This is a genomic window from Micromonospora globosa, assembly GCF_000717585.1.
GTDB classification, from domain to species: Bacteria; Actinomycetota; Actinomycetes; order Mycobacteriales; family Micromonosporaceae; genus Micromonospora; species Micromonospora aurantiaca.
Window position 1 is genome coordinate 345118 of the sequence record NZ_JNZR01000002.1, and the last position, 17973, is coordinate 363090.

A 17973-nucleotide genomic window follows, 5' to 3' on the forward strand; every position below is an offset into this window, starting at 1 on the left:
TATTCTGCTTCCAATGTGAAGTCCTGGGGGGGATCAATGATCACATTCGTCGATTGCTGCCTGCCTGCCCTCTGTGGAGCGCAACCCGCTTCCTGACATGGCAGAGACGATGATCATCAATCGTTTCGGCGCGATCTCGGCGGTACACGGCGGACGTCCGGCACTTCTCGGTGAGACCCACGAGGTCACCTACACCGAGCTGGCCGGATCGGCCGGCGGGCACGCTGCCGTGTTCGCCGCCGCGGGCCTGCGCGCCGGAGACCGGATCGCGCTGCTCACCGCACACGGTGCGCCCACCGTGGCGGCGATGCTCGGCGCCCTCGCGACCGGATGCGCGTACGTTCCGCTGGACCCGGGCTTCCCGGTCGCGCGGCTGCGCCACATGGTCGACGCCGCCGGGGTCACCGCGGTGGCCTGCGCCGCCGAGCACCGCGACCTGGCGTCCACACTGGCCGCCGGGCGCCCGGTCGTAGCGCTGGACGAGGCGCCGCCGGCCCCGCTGCGCCCGGTCGCGGCCGACCCGGACGCGCTGGCGTACGTGCTGTTCACCTCCGGCTCGACCGGAGTACCCAAGGCGGTCGGACAGACCCACCGCAACCTGGCCCACGTCGTCGACAACCAGATCGCCGCGCTCGGCGTCGGCCCGGACGACCGGCTCAGCCTGCTCGCGTCGTTCAGCTTCGACGCCGCCATCCCCGACCTCTACCCGGCGCTGCTCACCGGCGCCGCAGTCGTACCGGTCGACCTGCGCCGCCAAGGGCTGGCGCACGCCGTCGACCAGCTCGACCGGCACCGCGCCACGGTGCTGCACTGCACGCCCACCGTCTACCGCTTCCTGCTCGACACGCTCGGCGCGCGCCGGCTGCCCACGGTGCGGGCGGTGCTGCTCGGCGGCGAGCAGGCCACCTGGGCCGACGCGGCCCGCGGCCGGGACCGCTTCGCCCCGGGCTGCGTGCTCGTCAACGGCTACGGCGCCACCGAGATGACGTTCGCCGCCCGGCACGTGCAGCAGCTGTCCGAGGTGGACCCTGATGCCCGCGGGCCGCTGCCGGTGGGTGTCGCGTTCCCCGGCTACCGGCTGGACCTCGCCCCGGACACCGGCGAGATCGTGGTCCGCAGCCGCCACCTCGCCCCCGGCTACCTCAACCAGGACAGCGACCGGTTCGGCGTCGACGCCGACGGGCTGCTGTCGTACCGCACCGGTGACCTGGGCCGGCTGCTGCCCGGCGGGGAACTGGTCTGCCTCGGCCGGCTCGACCGGCAGGTCAAGGTACGCGGACACCGGGTCGAGCTGACCGAGATCGAAGCGGTGCTGTCCGCCCAGCCCGGCGTGGCGGGCGTGCGCGTGATCGTGCGCGACGGCGAGCTGCTCGCGTACGCCCGCCCGGCCGGCGCCCGTCCGGACCCGGCGGCGTTGCGCGCGGCGCTGACCGCCGCGCTGCCCGACTACGCCGTGCCCCGCGCGGTGGTGGTGGTCGACGAGTTCCCGCTCACCGTCACCGGCAAGATCGACGAGCGGGCGCTGCCCGACCCGGTCACCGAGGTGCCCGCCGAGGAGGCCCCGGCCACCGACACCGAACGCGCCGTGCACGACATCTGGTGCGCGGTTCTGGGCCGCGACGCGGTCGCCCGCACCGCCAGCTTCTTCGACGTGGGCGGGCAGTCGCTGCTGCTGGGCCAGGTGCAGCAGCGCCTCGCCGAGCGGTTCGGCGTACGCCTGCCGATGCTGCGCCTGTTCGACCACCCGACCGTCGCCACCCAGGCGGCGCTGCTCGACGCCCCACCCGAGGCCGTCCGCGCCCCGGTGCTGCCCGCGCCCGCCGCGCCGGTGCGCGCCGCCCGCGACTACACCGGCGACGAGATCGCCGTGGTCGGCGTCGCCGGGCGGTTCCCCGGCGCGCCCGACGTGGCCACGTTCTGGTGGAACCTGTGCACCGGCGTCGACTCGGTGCACGACCACACCGACGAGGAGCTGGCCGCGCTCGGCATCGGCCCCGCTCTGCGCGCGGACCCCCGGCACGTCCGCGCCACCGGCCGCCTCGACGGGGTGGCCGACTTCGACGCCGACTTCTTCGGCTTCGGCGCCGACGAGGCCGCCCGCACCGACCCGCAGCACCGGCTGTTCCTGGAGACCGCCTGGGAGGCGCTGGAGGACGCCGGGCACGACCCGGCGCGCTTCCCCGGGCTGGTCGGCGTCTACGCCGCCACCTCGGCCAACCGCTACTTCCTGTTCCACCTCATGGACAACCCGGCGGTGGTCGGCGACGTCGACCCGGACGACTGGGAGGCCCGGCTCGTCGGCCGCCAGTTCACCGACCACCTGCCCGGGCAGGTGGCCTACCGGCTCGGCCTGACCGGCCCGGCGATGGCCGTGCAGAGCGCCTGCTCCAGCTCGCTCGTCGCGGTGTGCGTGGCCGCGCAGAGCCTCGCCGACTACCAGTGCGACCTGGCGCTGGCCGGCGGGTCCACGGTGATGTGGCCCCGGCACCGGGCGGGCGGGCTCGCCTCGCCCGACGGCCGGTGCCGCGCCTTCGACGAGGCCGCCGCCGGCTCCGGCTTCGGCTCCGGCGCGGGCGTGGTCGCGTTGCGCCGGCTCTCCGACGCGCAGGCCGACGGCGACCGCATCTACGCGATCCTGCCGGGCTGGGCGGTCACCAACGACGGCCCGGACCGGGCCGGCTTCGCCGTACCCGGCCCGGCCGGACAGGCCGCCGCCGTCGCGAACGCGCTCGCCACCGCCGAGGTCGCACCCGGCGAGGTCCGCTTCGTCGAGGGCCACGGCAGCGGTACGCCACTCGGCGACGCCATCGAGGTCGCCGCGCTGCACGAGGTGTACGCGGGCGCCGCGCCCGCCGAGTCCACAGCGCTCGGCTCGGTGAAGACCAACATCGGTCACCTCGACGCCGCGGCCGGCATCGCCGGGCTGATCAAGACGGTGCTGGCCGTCCGGCACGGGGTGATCCCGCCGAACCTGCACTTCACCCGCCCGCACCCGGAGATCGACCTGGCCGCCGGACCCTTCTACGTGCCCACCAAGGCGCGGGACTGGCCGGACGACGCGCGCCGGGTCGCCGGAGTGAGCGCGTTCGGCCTGGGCGGCACCAACGCGCACGTCGTGGTGGAACAGCCGCCGCCCGCCGAGCCGGCCGACCCGCCCGGCGGGGGACCGTGGCTGCTGCCGGTCTCCGCGCGTACCCCGGCGGCGCTGCGGGCCGCGCTGGCCCGCCTGCGCAGCCACCTCGCCGGGGCCGCCCCGGCACTGTCCGACGTGGCCGCCACGCTGGCGCTGGGCCGGCGGGCGTTCGCCCACCGGGCGGCGGTGGTCGCCGCCGACCTGCCGGCCGCGCTCTCCGCGCTGGACGTGCTGCTGGACACCGGCGCCCGCATCGCCGGTGACGGCGGCCCGCTGCGCGAGACGGCCGCCGAGTGGGTCGCCGGGCGCGACGTCGACTGGCACGCGCTGCACCCCGAGGGCACGGTCCGGCGCACCGGACTGCCCACCTACCCGTTCCAGCGCCGCCGGCACTGGATCGACCCCGTGCAGAAAGGTCCGCGGTGAACTGGTTCGTCTCCGCCGGAAGCCGACCCGAGGCGCCGGTGCGGTTGTTCTGCCTGCCCTACGCCGGAGCGGGCGCCAGCGCGTTCCGGCGCTGGGCGGCCGAGTTCGGTCCGAGCGTCGACGTGGTGCCGGTGCAACTGCCCGGCCGGGAGAACCGGATCACCGAGGACCCGCGCTTCAGCGTCGCCGAGGTGGCCGACGCCATCGCCTCCCGTGCCGACCGCCCGTACGCGATCTACGGCCACTCGATGGGCGGACGGCTCGGCTTCGACGTGGTCCGTGAGCTGCGCCGCACCGGCCGCCCGCTGCCGCTGCGGCTCTACGTCGGCGGCGCGCGCGCCCCGCACGTCGCCACGCCCGGCCCGTTCGACGGGCTGTCCCGGGCCGGCGACGACGAGCTGCTGCGCCGCCTCGGCGAGGGCGGCGGCCTGCCCGCCGAACTGCTCGACCACCCCGAGCTGGTGGAACTGCTGCTGCCGCTGCTGCGCGCCGACTTCGGCCGGGTCGACGACTACCGCCACGTGCCGGGCGAGCCGCTGCCGGTGCCGATCGTCGTGTTCGCCGGTCGCACCGACCGGGCGGTCAGCCGGGAGCAGAGCGCCGCCTGGGCCGAGCACACCGCGGCCGGGTTCACCCTGCACGAGCTGGACGGCGGGCACTTCTTCCTGCACGACCGGCTGACCGAGCTGGCCGCGCTGATCCGGGCCGACCTGACCGCCGCGCCCACCGACACCCGCCCCGGCACACCGGACGCGGGTCCGGACCCGGTGCGCGCCGCCGGTCGCGGGACCGCCGGCGCCGCGCACCGGGTTCCGCTCGGCGGCACCGGCTGGTCGGTGTGGCGCGACGCGATGCTGCGGACCACCGGTTTCCCGGCCGACGGGCTGGAGCTGTTCACCGCGCCCCGGGCCGCCGCGGCGGCCGACGAGCTGCTGGCCACCGGCGCCGGTGAGGACCGGTTCACCAAGGAGTTCGAGGAGGCGCTGCGCGCCGGCGCGCAGCGGTTCAGCGAGCTGGCCGCCGACCCGCTGCTGCGCGAGGCGGTCACCTGGCAGAACCGGGGAGCGCTGGTGGCGTTCGACGGGCTGGTGCGCGGCGGCGCCGACGCGGCCCGCAACGTGCGCCGCCGCGACCGGGAACGGGCGCTGCTGAAGTACTGGCAGCGCTACTGCGGCAAGAACGAGACTGTGGGCTTCTTCGGCCCCAGCTGCTGGGTCACTGTCGATCCCGCACAGCCGGAAGTTGCCCGAGTCAACCCCGGCGACAGCCTGACCCGGCGGCGCTGGGTGTGGTTCGAGTCGTGGGCGCTGTCCGCGTACGCCGAACGGATCGGCGCGGACCTGGCGGTGCGGCGGTGGTGGCCGCCGATGCTGCGGGCCCACCTGGCCGTCCGGGACCGCGACGTACTGCGGCCCGGCCGCCCGCCGCTGACACTGACCCCGGTCGAGGCCGCGCTGCTTCGCGCGGCCGACGGCCGGCGCGCCGCCGCCGACCTGGTCGCCGACCCGGCGATCGGGCTGCGCCGCCCGGAGGACGGCTACGCGCTGCTCGACCGGCTCGTCGAACGGGAACTGATCACCTGGGACGCGGCCCTGCCGGTGAGCCCGGACGCCGAGCGGGTGCTGGCCGACCGCATCGACGCGATCGGCGACGACCCGGCCCGCGCCGCCGCCCGCGCCGGGTTCGACCGGCTGCGCGCCGCCCGCGACGACGTCGCCGCCGCGGCAGGCGACGCGGACCGGCTGCGGACCGCCCTGGACGCCCTGGACGCCACGTTCACCGAGCTGACCGGCGTGCCCGCGGTGCGCCGGGCCGGACAGATGTACGCCGGCCGCACGGTCTGCTACGAGGACAGCGCCCGGGACCTGGACGTGGTGTTCGGCGCGCCGCTGCTGGCCGAGCTGGCCGCCCCGCTGGACGTGCTGCTGCGCGCCGCCCGCTGGCTGGCCAACGCGCTCGCCCGCGCCTACCTGGACGTGCTGCGCGGCCTGTACGAGGAGCTGCGCGCCGAGTCCCGCGGCCCGGTGCCGCTGGCCGACCTGTGGTTCCTGGCCCAGGGGATGTTCTGGGGCGACGGGGACCGGCCGGTCGACGCGGTGGCGGCGGACTTCGCGGCCCGGTGGGCCGGACTGTTCGGCCTGGACACGCTGCCCGCCGGCACCACCGACGTACGGCTGCGCGCGGCCGACCTCGCCGGCCGGATCGACGCCGTGTTCCCCGGCGACGGTCCGGAGTGGTCCAACGCCGCCATGCACAGCCCCGACCTGCAGATCTGTGCCACCGACGCGGACGCGCTGCGGCGCGGCGACTACACGGTGGTGCTCGGTGAGCTGCACGCCGCCTGGTCGTCGTTCGACTGCGCGGTGTTCACCCCGTCGCACCCGGACGTGGAGCGGCTACGCGACGCGCTCGCGGTGGACATGGGGCAGCGGCGGGTGCGGCTGCTGTTCCCGGCCGACTGGCCGCGGCGCACCAGCCGTACCGCCGAGTCGCTGACCGGCCCGACCGACAGGCACCTGGCGTTCCTCGACGCCCCGGGCGCCGACCCGGCCCGCGTGCTGCCCACGGTCGACCTGGTCGTCGAGGAGGTGGACGGCGAGCTGGTCGCCACCGCCTCGGACGGGCAGCGCTGGCCGCTCGTCGAGGTCTTCGCCGAGCCGCTCAGCGCGCACGCCGTGGACGGGTTCAAGCTGGTCGCCGCCGCGCCGTACACGCCCCGGATCACCGTGGACCGGCTGGTGCTGGCCCGGCAGACGTGGCGGACCACGGTGGGCGAGAGCGGCCTCGCCGTGCCCGACGGCGAGCGGGCCCGCTTCCTCGCCGTCCGGGACTGGCGGCGCCGCCTCGGCCTGCCCGAGCAGGTGTACGTCAAGCTCGGCACCGAGACCAAGCCGTGCTTCGTGGACCTGTCCGCGCCGGCGTTCGCCACCACGCTGTGCGCGATGGTGCGCGCCGCCCGGGTCGACGGCGGCGACGACGTGTCGTTCACGGTCAGCGAGATGCTGCCCGCACCGGAGCAGGCGTGGGTGCCCGACGGGCAGGGCCGCCGCTACTTCAGCGAGCTGCGCCTGCACATCACCGACGCCCGGCGGGAGGACCACCGGTGAGCCATCTGCTGCCCCTGGGCGACACCGGCTGGTCGGTGTGGCGGGACGTGGTCCTGCGTACCGCCGGTTTCCCGGCCGCCGGGCTGGACCGGTTCGCCGCGCCGGACTGCGCCGCCGCCGCGGACGCGCTGCTCGCCGGCGACACCGGCCCCGAGGTGTTCGGCAAGGCGCTGGGCGACGCGTTCGCCGAGTCCTCCGCGGTGGCCGGCGAGCTGGCCGCCGACCCGCTGCTGCGCGAGGCGGTGACCTGGCAGAACCCGGACATGCTCATCGCGCTGGACGGGCTGCTGCGCACCGACCCGCAGGTCCGCAACGTCCGCCGCCGCAAGCGCGAGCTGAGCCTGCTGCGCTACTGGCAGCGCTACTGCGGCAAGGCCGAGACGATCGGCTTCTTCGGCCCGGTCTGCTGGGGCACGTTCGACGCCACCCGGCCCGGCGTGCACACCGCGCCCGGCGCCGCGCTGGTGCACCGGCGGCGGGTGTACTTCGAGGCGTGGGCGCTCATCGCGTACGCCGACCGGCTCGCCGACGACCTCGCGGTCCGCCGCTGGTGGGCACCCGCCCTGCAACCGCACCTGACCGTCGCCGGACGGGAACTGCGGGCGCCGCTGCACCCGCCGATCGCGTTGACCCCGGTCGAGGCGCTGCTGCTCGGCGCCTGCGACGGGCGGACCCCGGCGCTGGAGCTGGCGCACCGGCTCTGCGACGCCGGTGAGGTGCACAGTCCCGACGACGTCTACCTGCTGCTGGACCGGTGGGTGGAGCGCGGGCGGCTCAGCTGGGGCGCCAACCTGCCGATCGCGCCCGACGCCGAGCAGGTGCTCGCCGCGCGGATCGCCGCGATCGGCGACGAGCCGGTCCGTGCCGCGACGGCGGCCGAGTTCGGCCGGCTCCGCGCCGCCCGTGACGAGGTGACCGCCGCGGCCGGCGACCCGGACCGGCTCGGTGCCGCGCTCGCCGCGCTCAACGCCGAGTTCACCGCCGTCACCGGCCGCCCGGCCACCCGGCACAGCGGTCAGATGTACGCCGCCCGCACGGTCTGCTACGAGGAGACCGCCCGCGACCTGGAGTTCCGGATCGGGTCGGCGGTGATCGACGCGCTGGCCGAGCCGATGGCGGTGGTGCTGCGTACCGCCCGCTGGTTCACCGGCGAGGTCGCCGCCCGCTGCGGCGAGCTCTTCACCGAGCTGCACGAGGAACTGGCCGCCGACGGCCCGGTGCGGCTGGCCGACCTGTGGCTGCTGGCCCAGGGCACGCTCGTGGCCCCGGACGGCCCGATCGGCCGGGCCGGCGCCACGCTCACCGCGCGCTGGGCCGAGCTGTTCGGCCTGGCCGACCTGCCCGAGGGGCAGGCGGAGCTGCGGCTGCGCGCCGCGGACCTGACCGAACGGGCCCGGGAACTCTTCCCGGCCGAGCGGCCCGGCTGGCCGTCGGCCCGGCTGCACAACCCGGACGTGCAGCTCAGTGCGGCCTCGCCGGAGGCCGTCGAGCGCGGCGACTTCCTGCTGGTGCTCGGCGAGCTGCACCCGGCCTCGGTCGCGTTCGACAGCGCGGTGCTCAGCCCGTTCCACCCGGACCCGGCCGCGCTGCGCGCCGACCTCGACGCCGACCTGGGTCCGGTCCGGCTGCGGGTGCTCTGGCCGGACAGCTTCCCCCGCCGCACCACCCGCACCACGTACGCGCTGACCGGCCCGGCGGACCGCCAGCTCGGCATCGACACCGCGCACGGCGCCGACGTGGACCGCCTGGTTCCGGCCACCGCCGTGGTGGTCGAACGCACCGGGGACCAGCTCACCGCGGTCTTCCCCGACGGCGCCCGCTGGCCGCTGATGGAGGTGTTCGCCACGCTGCTCGGCTCGCTGCTGCTGGACGCGTTCAAGCTGCTCGGCGCCGCCGCGTACACGCCCCGCATCACCATCGACCGGCTGGTCGTGGCCCGGCGTACCTGGCGCACCACGGCCGGGGCGTGCGGGCTGGGTGGCCACGCCGACGAGACCGCCCGCTACCTGGCGGTACGCCGCTGGCGCGCCGGGACCGGCCTGCCCGAGCGGGTGTTCGTCAAGGTCGGCACCGAGATCAAGCCCTGCTACGTGGACCTGACCGGCCCGCTGTACGCGCAGTCGCTGTGCGCGATGGTCGACGCCGCGCTGCGTACCGGCCCGGACGTGCCGGTGGTGGTCTCCGAACTGCTGCCCGCACCCACCGAGGCGTGGGTGCCCGACGCCCGGGGGCGCGGTTACGTCAGCGAACTGCGCCTCCAGATCACCGACCCGGCCGAGCAGCTTGGAGCACTCCGGTGACCGACACCCTGACCGTCAGCGCCGTCCACGGCCCGGACCTGCCGTGGCCGGACGCCACCCTGGCCGACCTGGTCACCGCGCAGGCGGCCCGTACCCCGGACGCGGTGGCGGTGCGCCAGTGGGACACCCGGCTCACCTACCGGCAGCTCGTCGACCGGGCCGCCGGGGTGGCCGCCGCGCTGCGCGAGCACGGCGTCGGCCGGGGCGACCGGGTCGGCGTGTGCGGCGCGCGCACCCCCGACCTGGTGGTCACCGTGGTGGGCGTGCTGCTCGCCGGCGCCGCGTACGTGCCGCTGGAGCCGGGCGGCCCCCTGGCCCGGCTGCGCGGGATCGCCCGCGACGCGGGCGTACGCGTGGTGGTCGGTGACGCGGCGGCGGCCGAGTTCGGCGACGAGCCCGGCGTGACGGCGCTCGGCCTGCCCGGCCCGGCCCCGCTCGCGCCCTGCCCGGCCCGCCCCGGCGACCCGGCGTACGTGCTGTTCACCTCCGGTTCCACCGGCCGCCCGAAGGGCGTGCTGACCACCCACCGCAACGCTGTCGAGTTCGTCACCGGGGTGAGCGCGCTGACCGGTGCCGACGCGTCGGCCCGCAGCCTCGGCATCGCCTCGCTCGGCTTCGACGCGGCCACCATGGACCTGTTCGTGCCGCTCACGCTCGGCGGCGCGGTGCAGCTGCTCGGCGCCGACGACCGGGCCGACCCGGTACGGCTGGCCCGGTTCGTCGCCGAGCACGAGGTCACCTGGGGCTTCATCACCCCGACCGTGCTGTCGCTGCTGGACCCGGCCGGGTTCCCGTCGTGGCGGGTGCTGCTCTGCGGCGGCGAGGCGGTCCCGGCCGAGCTGGCCGCCCGCTGGGCGCCCGGCCGCCGGTTCCTCAACGGCTACGGCCCGACCGAGACCACCGTGCTGGCGGTCACCTGCGACCTCACCCCGGCCGACACCGACCCGATGCCGATCGGCCGGCCGCTGCCCAACCACCGGGCGTACGTGGTCGACGCCGACCTGCGTCCGGTGCCGGCGGGGGAGACCGGCGAACTGCTGATCGGCGGGCCCGGCCTGGCCGACGGCTACCTCAACCGGCCCGGCCTGACCGCCGAGCGGTTCGTGCCCGACCCGTTCGGCGACGTCCCCGGCGCGCGGCTCTACCGCACCGGTGACCTGGTCCGGCAGGGCCCGGACGGCCGGATCGTCTACCTCGGCCGCGCCGACCGCCAGGTGAAGGTCCGCGGCCAGCGCATCGAGCTGGGCGAGATCGAGGCGGTGCTCGCCGCCCACCCGGGCGTCGAGCGCGTCGCGGTGGAGGCGGTACCCGGCCCGGCCGGCGCCGAGCTGGTCGCGTTCCTCACCCCGGCCGGCGCGCCCGACGACGACGAGCTGCGGGCGTACGCCGCGACGCGGCTGACCACCGCGATGCTGCCGGCCCGGACGGTGCGGCTGGACGCGCTGCCGGTCAGCGCGACCACCGGCAAGCTGGACCGGCCGGCGCTGCGCGAGCTGGCCGCGGCCACCCCGGCCGCCGTGGCCGACGCGTCCGCCGACGACGACCCGGTGACGGCGGCGGTCCGGCGCGTCTGGACCCGGCTGCTCGGCGCCGCGCCCGCCCCGGACAGCGACTTCCTCGCCGCCGGCGGCAACTCCGTCGCCGCGATGCGGCTGGTCGCCGCGCTGCGCGCGGAGCTGGGCCGGCAGGTGGACACGCGGGTGCTGTTCGCCGACCGCACGTTCGCCGCGCTCGTGGACCGGGTCCGCGCCGCCGACCCCGCCGACGCCGACGGGCTCACCACAGGCAATCCGCCGACGCTGTCCCCGCCGCAGCGGCGGCTGTGGTTCATGGACCAGCTCGCCCCGTCCAGCGCGCCGTACAACATCGCCGTCGCGCACCGGCTGCGCGGGCCGCTGGACGTCACCGCGCTCGGCGCCGCGCTGCGGGCCGTGGCGGAACGGCACGACGTGCTGCGCTGGCGCATCCCGCAGAACGGCGGGGTGCCGTACGCGGTCCGCGAGGAGCCCACCGACGTGGCGGTGCCGGTGGTCGACCTGACCGGCACCGCCGACCCGGACGCCGAACTGGCCGGCATGCTCGCGGCCGGTGCCGGGCACGCGTTCGACCTGGCCACCGGCCCGCCCTGGCAGGTGACCGTGTTCCGGCTCGCCGCCGAGGAGCACGTGCTCGCGGTGACCGTGCACCACGCGGTCTTCGACGGCTGGTCCGAGGCGCTGCTCTACGACGAGCTGGCGCTCGCGTACGCCCGCGCGCTCGGCCGGTCGGTGCCGGGCCGCCCGCCGCTGCCCGCCACGTACGCCGACTACGCGGTGTGGCGCGCCGACCGGGACCGGCGCCGGGGCGAGACGGACCTGGCCTGGTGGACCGCGCACCTGGCCGGCGCGCCGACGGTGCTGGACCTGCCCCGCGACCGTCCCCGCCCGGCCGTGCAGACGTACGCCGGCGCGGAGGCCGCGGTACGGCTGGACGAGACCGCCGACCGGGCCGTGCGCGACCTGGCCGCGACGCGCGGCAGCACTGTCGCGGCGGTGCTGCTGGCCGCGTTCGGCGAACTGCTGCGGCGCGTCACCGGCGGCGACGAGCACGTGCTCGGCGCGATCGTCGCCGACCGGCGGCTGGCCGCATTCGACGAGGTGATCGGGTTCTTCATCGACACCGTGCCGGTGCGGGTCCGCTCCGGCGGCGCGAGCTTCGCCGAGCAGGTCGACCGGGCCGCCGCCGAACTGCACGAGGTCACCGCCCACCCGGGCGCGCCACTGGAACGCATCGTCGAGGCGCTCGGCGTGGGCCGGGACACCTCCCGCGCCCCGCTGGTGCAGGTGCTGTTCAACGTGCTCAACTTCGTCGCGCCCCGGCTGACGCTGACCGGCCTGGCCGTCGAGCCGGTGCCGGTACCGAAGCCCGGGTCGCCGTTCGACCTGACCGTCTACGTGGTGGAGCGCGACGGGCGGGCCGGCGTCGAGGTGGTGCACAACCCGGACCTGTTCGAGAGCGAGCGGATCGAAGCGCTGCTGGCCGACCTGGCCGCCCTGGTCGGCGCGCTCGCCGCCGACCCGGACGCCCCGGCCGCCGAGGTCGCGCCCGAGCTGCCCCGCCCGGCGGTACGGGTCGCGGCGCTCGGCGCGATGAGCGTCGCCACCGCCGAACCGGCCCGCGCGCCGCTGCCCGCCGGGTCGGACGCGCTCACCGCGACCGAGGAGCTGATCGCCGGGATCTGGCGCGACGTGCTCGGCCGCGACGCGGTCGGCGTGAGCGACAACTTCTTCGACATCGGCGGCCACTCGATGGCCCTGGCCGCCGTGCACGCCCGCCTCACCGAGGCCACCGGCCGCTCGATCACCATGCTCGACCTGTTCCGCCACCCGACCGTACGGGCGCTCGCCGCCAGCCTCGACGGGGCCGCCGACCGGCCGGAACTGGCCCGCGCCGCGATGCGCGCCGCCGCCCGGCGGGGCCGCGCCCGCCGTACCCCGCCACCACGCCGACCTCACCCGTGACGCGATCCCTTGTGAATGAAGGAACTCCCATGCAGAACGACATTCCCGCCGACGACGGCGTCGAGCCCATCGCCATCGTCGGGCTCGCCGCCCGCCTCCCCGGCGCGGCCGACGTCGACGAGTTCTGGCGCAACCTGGTCGACGGCGTGGAGTCGACGACCGAGCTGACCCGCGAGGAGCAGCTCGCCCGCGGCGCCCAGCCGCAGGAGGTCGACGACCCGGGCTGGGTCAACCGCGCCCCGCTGGTGGACGGCTACGACCAGTTCGACGCCGGCCTGTTCGGGATGACCGCCCGCGAGGCCGAGATCACCGACCCGCAGCACCGGCTGTTCCTGGAGACCTGCTACACCGCGTTGCAGGACGCCGGCTACGACCCGGGCCGCTACGACGGCGCGGTGGGCGTGTACGCCGGCACCGGCGGCAACACGTACCTGCACCGCAACGTGTTCCGCAACAAGCGGGTCGGGGGGAATCCGCACGGCGCCGTCTCGCTCGCCACCGGCAACTCGCCGAACTACGTGGCCACGAACGTGTCGTACCGGCTGGACCTGCGCGGGCCCAGCATGACCGTGCACACCGCCTGCTCCACCTCGCTGGTGGCGTTCCACCTGGCCTGCGAGGCGCTGCGCAACGGCGAGTGCGACATGGCCCTGGCCGGCGGCGTCAACATCGAGCTGCCGCACGTCGGCTACCTCGGCATGGACGGCTTCACCTCGCCGGACGGGCGGTGCCGGCCGTTCGACGCCGGAGCGAACGGCACGGTGTGGGGCAGCGGCGTCGGCGTGACGCTGCTCAAGCGGCTCTCCGACGCGATCGCCGACGGCGACACCATCCGCGCGGTCGTGCTCGGCAACGCGATCAACAACGACGGCGCCGGGAAGGTCGGCTTCACCGCCCCCAGCATCGACGGGCAGATGGAGGCCGTCGCCCAGGCCGTCGAGCTGGCCGGCGTCGACCCGCGCAGCATCAGCTATGTGGAGGCGCACGGCACCGGCACCGCGCTCGGCGACCCGATCGAGGTCGCCGCGCTGTCCGCCGTCTACACCAAGGACACCGACGAGCGCGGCTGGTGCGGCATCGGCTCGGTGAAGTCGAACATCGGCCACCTCAGCCAGCCCTCCGGCATCGTCAGCGTGATCAAGACGGTGCTGGCGATGGAGCACGGGCTGATCCCGCCGACCATCAACTACGAGACGCCGAACCCGGCCATCGACTTCGCCGACACCCCGTTCTACGTGGCAAACACGCTGACCAAGTGGGACACCGACGGCGGACCGCGCCGGGCCGGCGTCAGCTCCTTCGGCATCGGCGGCACCAACGCCCACGTGGTGCTGGAGGAGGCCCCGGCCGCGGGGCGGCACGAGCCGTCCGCCCGCCCGGCGCACCTGCTCCAGGTGTCGGCGAAGACGCCGACCGCGTTGGACACCGCCGTGCGGCGGCTCGCCGACCACCTGGAGAGCGGCAGCGACGTGGCGCTCGCCGACGTGGCGCACACGCTGCGCGTCGGCCGCCAGGTGTACGCCCACCGCGCCGCTGTGGTCGCCGGTGACCCGGCGTCCGCCGCCGCCGCGCTGCGCGAGCGGCGCAAGGGCCACCGGGGCGTCGCCGACGGCCCCGCGCCCCGGGTGGCGTTCCTGTTCAGCGGCCAGGGCTCGCAGTACGCCGGGATGGGCGCCGAACTGTACGGGCAGGACAGCGCGTACGCCGCCGCCGTCGACGAGTGCGCCGAACTGCTCCGCCCCGAGCTGGGCCTGGACATCCGCGACCTGATCCTCGGCCGCGACCCGGAGGCGGCGGACAAGCTCACCGAGACCCGCTACACCCAGCCCGCCCTGTTCACAGTCGAGTACGCCCTCGCCGCCGCCTGGCGGGCCGCCGGTGTGACCCCGGCCGCGATGATCGGCCACTCCATCGGCGAGTACGTCGCCGCGACGGTCGCCGGGGTGCTCGACCTCGCCGACGCGCTGCGCGTGGTGGCCGCCCGGGGCCGCCTCATGCACTCCCTGCCCGCCGGCTCGATGCTGGCGGTCACGCTCGACGAGTCGGAGGTGACCGGCAAGCTGCCCGAGGGCCTGTCGGTGGCCACGGTCAACGGCCCCGGCACCTGTGTGGTCGCCGGTGAGACGGCGCTCGTGGAGGAGTTCGCGGCGAGCCTCGGCGGCAAGAACAAGTCGAAGCTGCTGCGCACCTCGCACGCGTTCCACTCGCCGATGACGGACCCGATCCTGGACGAGTTCACCGCGCTGATGGCCACAGTGCCGCTGCGCGCCCCGGCGGTGCCGTTCGTCTCGAACGTGACAGGCACCTGGATCACCGAGGCGCAGGCCACCGACCCGGCGTACTGGGCCGCGCACCTGCGCCGCCCGGTCCGCTTCGGCGCGTGCGTGGCCACGCTGCTCGCCGAGGGCACCTGGGCGCTCGTCGAGTGCGGCCCCGGCCGGCAGCTGGCCAACCTGGCCCGGATGCAGATCGCCAAGGCCGGCGAGGCACAGCGCGCGCTGACCCCGCTGGGCAGCCTGCCCGGCCCCGGCGAGCAGACCGGTGACGTGGCCGCGCTGCTCGGCACGGCCGGGGCGCTGTGGTGCGCCGGGGTGCCGGTGAGCGTCCCGGCCGACCCGCACGCGCGGCGGGTGCCGCTGCCCACGTACCCGTTCGAGCGGCGCCGCTACTGGATCGACCCGGACCCGGAGCAGGAGCTGGCCGCGGCGCCCGTCGAGACCGGCCCCCGCCCGCTGCCGGAGTGGTTCGCGGTGCCGGCGTGGCGGCAGGCCCCGCCGGTCCGCACGGCCGAGCCGCTGGGCCGCTGCCTGGTGCTGGCCGACGGCCCGCGCGGCGAGGCGCTCGTGGCCGCGTTGCGCTCCGCCGGCGACGACCCGGTCGAGGTACGCGCCGGCGACGCGTTCACCGCCACCGCGAACGGCTTCCGGCTGCGCCCCGGCGTACGCGCCGACGCCGAGGAACTGGTCGCCGCGCTCGGCGCCGACCTGCCCCGGCGGATCGTGCACGCGTTCGCGCTCGACGGCGAGCCGGCCGGCACCGACGCGGCGGCCGCCTGGGCGGCGCAGGAGCGCGGCTTCTTCGGCGCGCTGCACCTGGTGCAGGCCCTGGCCGGCGCCGGTGTGACGGCCGACGAGGCGGGCGTCCGCCTGGACCTGGTCACCGCCGGCATCGGCGACGTACGCGGCGACGACCTGACCCGCCCGGAGCACGCCACGCTGGCCGGCCTGGCCCGGGTGCTCCCGGCCGAGCTGCCCGGCCTGACCGTGCGGCTGCTCGACACCGACCCGGCCGCGCGCGGCGTGGCCGCCCTGGTGGCCGAGCTGCGCAGCCCGGTCGACGCCGAGCACCCGGAGGTGGCGCTGCGCGGCGACCGCCGCTGGCTGGCCGGCTACGAGCAGGTCACAGTTGCCGCCGAGGACGAGCCGGGCGTGCTGCGCGAGGAGGGCCGGTACCTGATCACCGGCGGTCTCGGCGGCATCGGCGTCACCCTCGCCGAGGACTTCGCCCGCCGGGTCCGCGCCAAGCTGGTCCTGCTGGCCCGTTCCGGGCTGCCCGAGCGGGACGAGTGGGACGCGCACCTCGCGGTGCACGGCGGCGCCGACCGGGCCGGGCGGGCCATCGCGGCGATCCGCCGGATGGAGGCCGCGGGCGCCGAGGTGCTGGTGCTCGCCGCCGACGTCACCGACGCCGACGACCTGCGCCGGGTCCGCGACGAGGCGGAGCGCCGGTTCGGCGGGCTGGACGGCATCGTGCACGCCGCCGGTCTGCCCGGCGGTGGCATGGCCGAGGTGAAGGACCGCGACGAGGCGCGGCGCGTGCTGGCCCCGAAGCTGGCCGGCACCCTGGCGCTGGCCCGGGTCTTCGGCGACCTGCCGCTGGACTTCGTCGTGCTCTGCTCCTCGATCACCGCGGTGATCGGCGGGTTCGGCCAGGTCGACTACTGCGCCGCGAACAACTTCCTGGACGCCTTCGCGCGCTCCGGCACCGGGTTCCGCGCGCCGGTGGTGTCGCAGAACTGGGGCGGCTGGGCCGAGGTCGGCATGGCGGTGGAGACCGCCGCGCCTGCCGCGTTCCGGGCCGCCGGGCGGGACACCGTCACCACGGCGGTCGCCCACCCGGTGCTCACCACGATGGTGGCCGGTCCGGACGGCACGGTGCTGCACGGCCTGGTCTCGGCCGACACCCACTGGCTGCTCGACGAGCACCGGATCGGCGGGGTGCCGGTGGTGCCGGGCACCGCCCACCTGGAGTCGGTGCGCGCCGCGGTGGTCGCGGCGCTGCCCGCGCCGGGACCGGACGCCGCGGTGGAGCTGCGGGACGTGGTGTTCCTGGAGCCGTTCTCGGTGCCGGACGGCACCGTGGCCCAGTACCGGGTCGAGCTGACCCCGGCCGAGGACGGCACCGACTTCGCCGTCGCCAGCCTCGCCGCCGGCCAGGCGCGCACCCACGTCCGCGGCACCGCCGGGTGGACCACCGACGCGGCGCCGCCGGCCGCCGTGCCCGCGGTGAACGGGCGGCGGGTCGACGACGACGCCTCGTTCGGCCGGGGACGCACCAGCATGCTCACGTTCGGGCCGCGCTGGGCGGCGCTGGCCGAGCACCACCTCGCCGACGGCGAGGAGCTGGCCCGGGTGCAGGCACCCGCCGCCGCGGTCGGCGACCTGCCCTCCTGGGGCATGCACCCGGCGCTGCTGGACGTGGCCACCGCGTTCGGCCGCGGGCAGGGCTCCGGCACCTACCTGCCGCTGTCGTACGGCCGGATCGTGGTGCGCGGCGCGCTGCCGGCGGCGTTCCACAGTCACCTGCGGCACCGGCCCGCCGCCACCGACGAGGTGGTCGCCGCCGACCTGTCGCTGCGCGACCCGGACGGGCGGGAGCTGGTCGCGATCAGCGACTTCGTGCTGCGCCGGGTCGACCAGGAGGCGGTCACCGGCAACCTGGCCGAGGCCCCGGCGGCGGACGCGGACGCCGCGGCACCGGTCACCGAGGACATCCGCCCGGTCGACGGCGCGGAGGCGTTCCGCCGCAGCCTCGCCGCCGGTCTCGGCGCCCAGGTGGTGATCACCACCCGCACCGTCGCCGACATCCGGCGCCGCGCGGCCCGGGTCACCACCGACAGCCTCGCCGAGGAGACCGACGCGCCGGCCGGCCCGGCCGGGGTCACCGGCGGCGGCTCGGCGGCGCCGGGCACCGAGCTGGAGAAGACGATCGCCCAGGTGTGGCGCGACGGCCTCGGCGTCACCGACGTCGGCGTGGACGACGACTTCTTCGCCCTCGGCGGCAACTCGCTGGTGGCCGTGCAGCTCATCGCCGCCATGCGCAAGGCGACAGGCGTACGGCTGCCGATGCGCAGCCTCTTCGAGACCCCCACGGTGGCCGGCCTGGCCGCCCGGATCGAGGAGCTGCGCGCCGAGGCGCCCGCCGACGCACCGGCCGCCCCGGCGGCGATCCCGGCCATCCCGCGGCTGCCCCGCGGCTGACACCCCCGACCAGAACCAGGAGACACC

Annotated in this window: 5 protein-coding genes; all 5 read left to right on the forward strand. The window is 76.5% G+C overall.

The genetic code is table 11. From position 1 onward, the window contains the following. The first annotated feature begins 109 nt into the window (after positions 1–109). From IF06_RS0104060 to IF06_RS0104080, 5 genes are read left to right on the forward strand one after another with little or no spacing between them, the layout of a single operon-like run. Positions 110–3559, forward strand: coding sequence for an AMP-binding protein (locus IF06_RS0104060; protein WP_232236615.1), 3450 nt, complete (start codon positions 110–112; stop codon positions 3557–3559). Next, the gene (locus IF06_RS0104065; protein WP_030269086.1) at positions 3556–6666 is read left to right on the forward strand and encodes a thioesterase domain-containing protein; all 3111 of its coding nucleotides are present in this window, start codon (positions 3556–3558) and stop codon (positions 6664–6666) included. Before IF06_RS0104060 ends, IF06_RS0104065 begins: the two co-directional genes overlap by 4 nt. After that, positions 6663–8966: a lantibiotic dehydratase gene (locus IF06_RS0104070; protein ID WP_030269088.1), complete on the forward strand. Its 2304-nt coding sequence runs from the start codon at positions 6663–6665 to the stop codon at positions 8964–8966. Before IF06_RS0104065 ends, IF06_RS0104070 begins: the two co-directional genes overlap by 4 nt. After that, a complete protein-coding gene (locus IF06_RS0104075; RefSeq protein WP_030269090.1) occupies positions 8963–12466 on the forward strand; it encodes a non-ribosomal peptide synthetase in 3504 nt (1167 codons plus the stop codon). The genes IF06_RS0104070 and IF06_RS0104075 overlap by 4 nt, the downstream gene beginning before the upstream one ends. A 29-nt stretch (positions 12467–12495) precedes the next feature. After that, positions 12496–17946 (forward strand): type I polyketide synthase, encoded by a 5451-nt coding sequence (locus IF06_RS0104080; RefSeq protein WP_030269092.1) that lies wholly within the window; start codon positions 12496–12498, stop codon positions 17944–17946. The last annotated feature ends 27 nt before the right edge of the window (positions 17947–17973 follow it).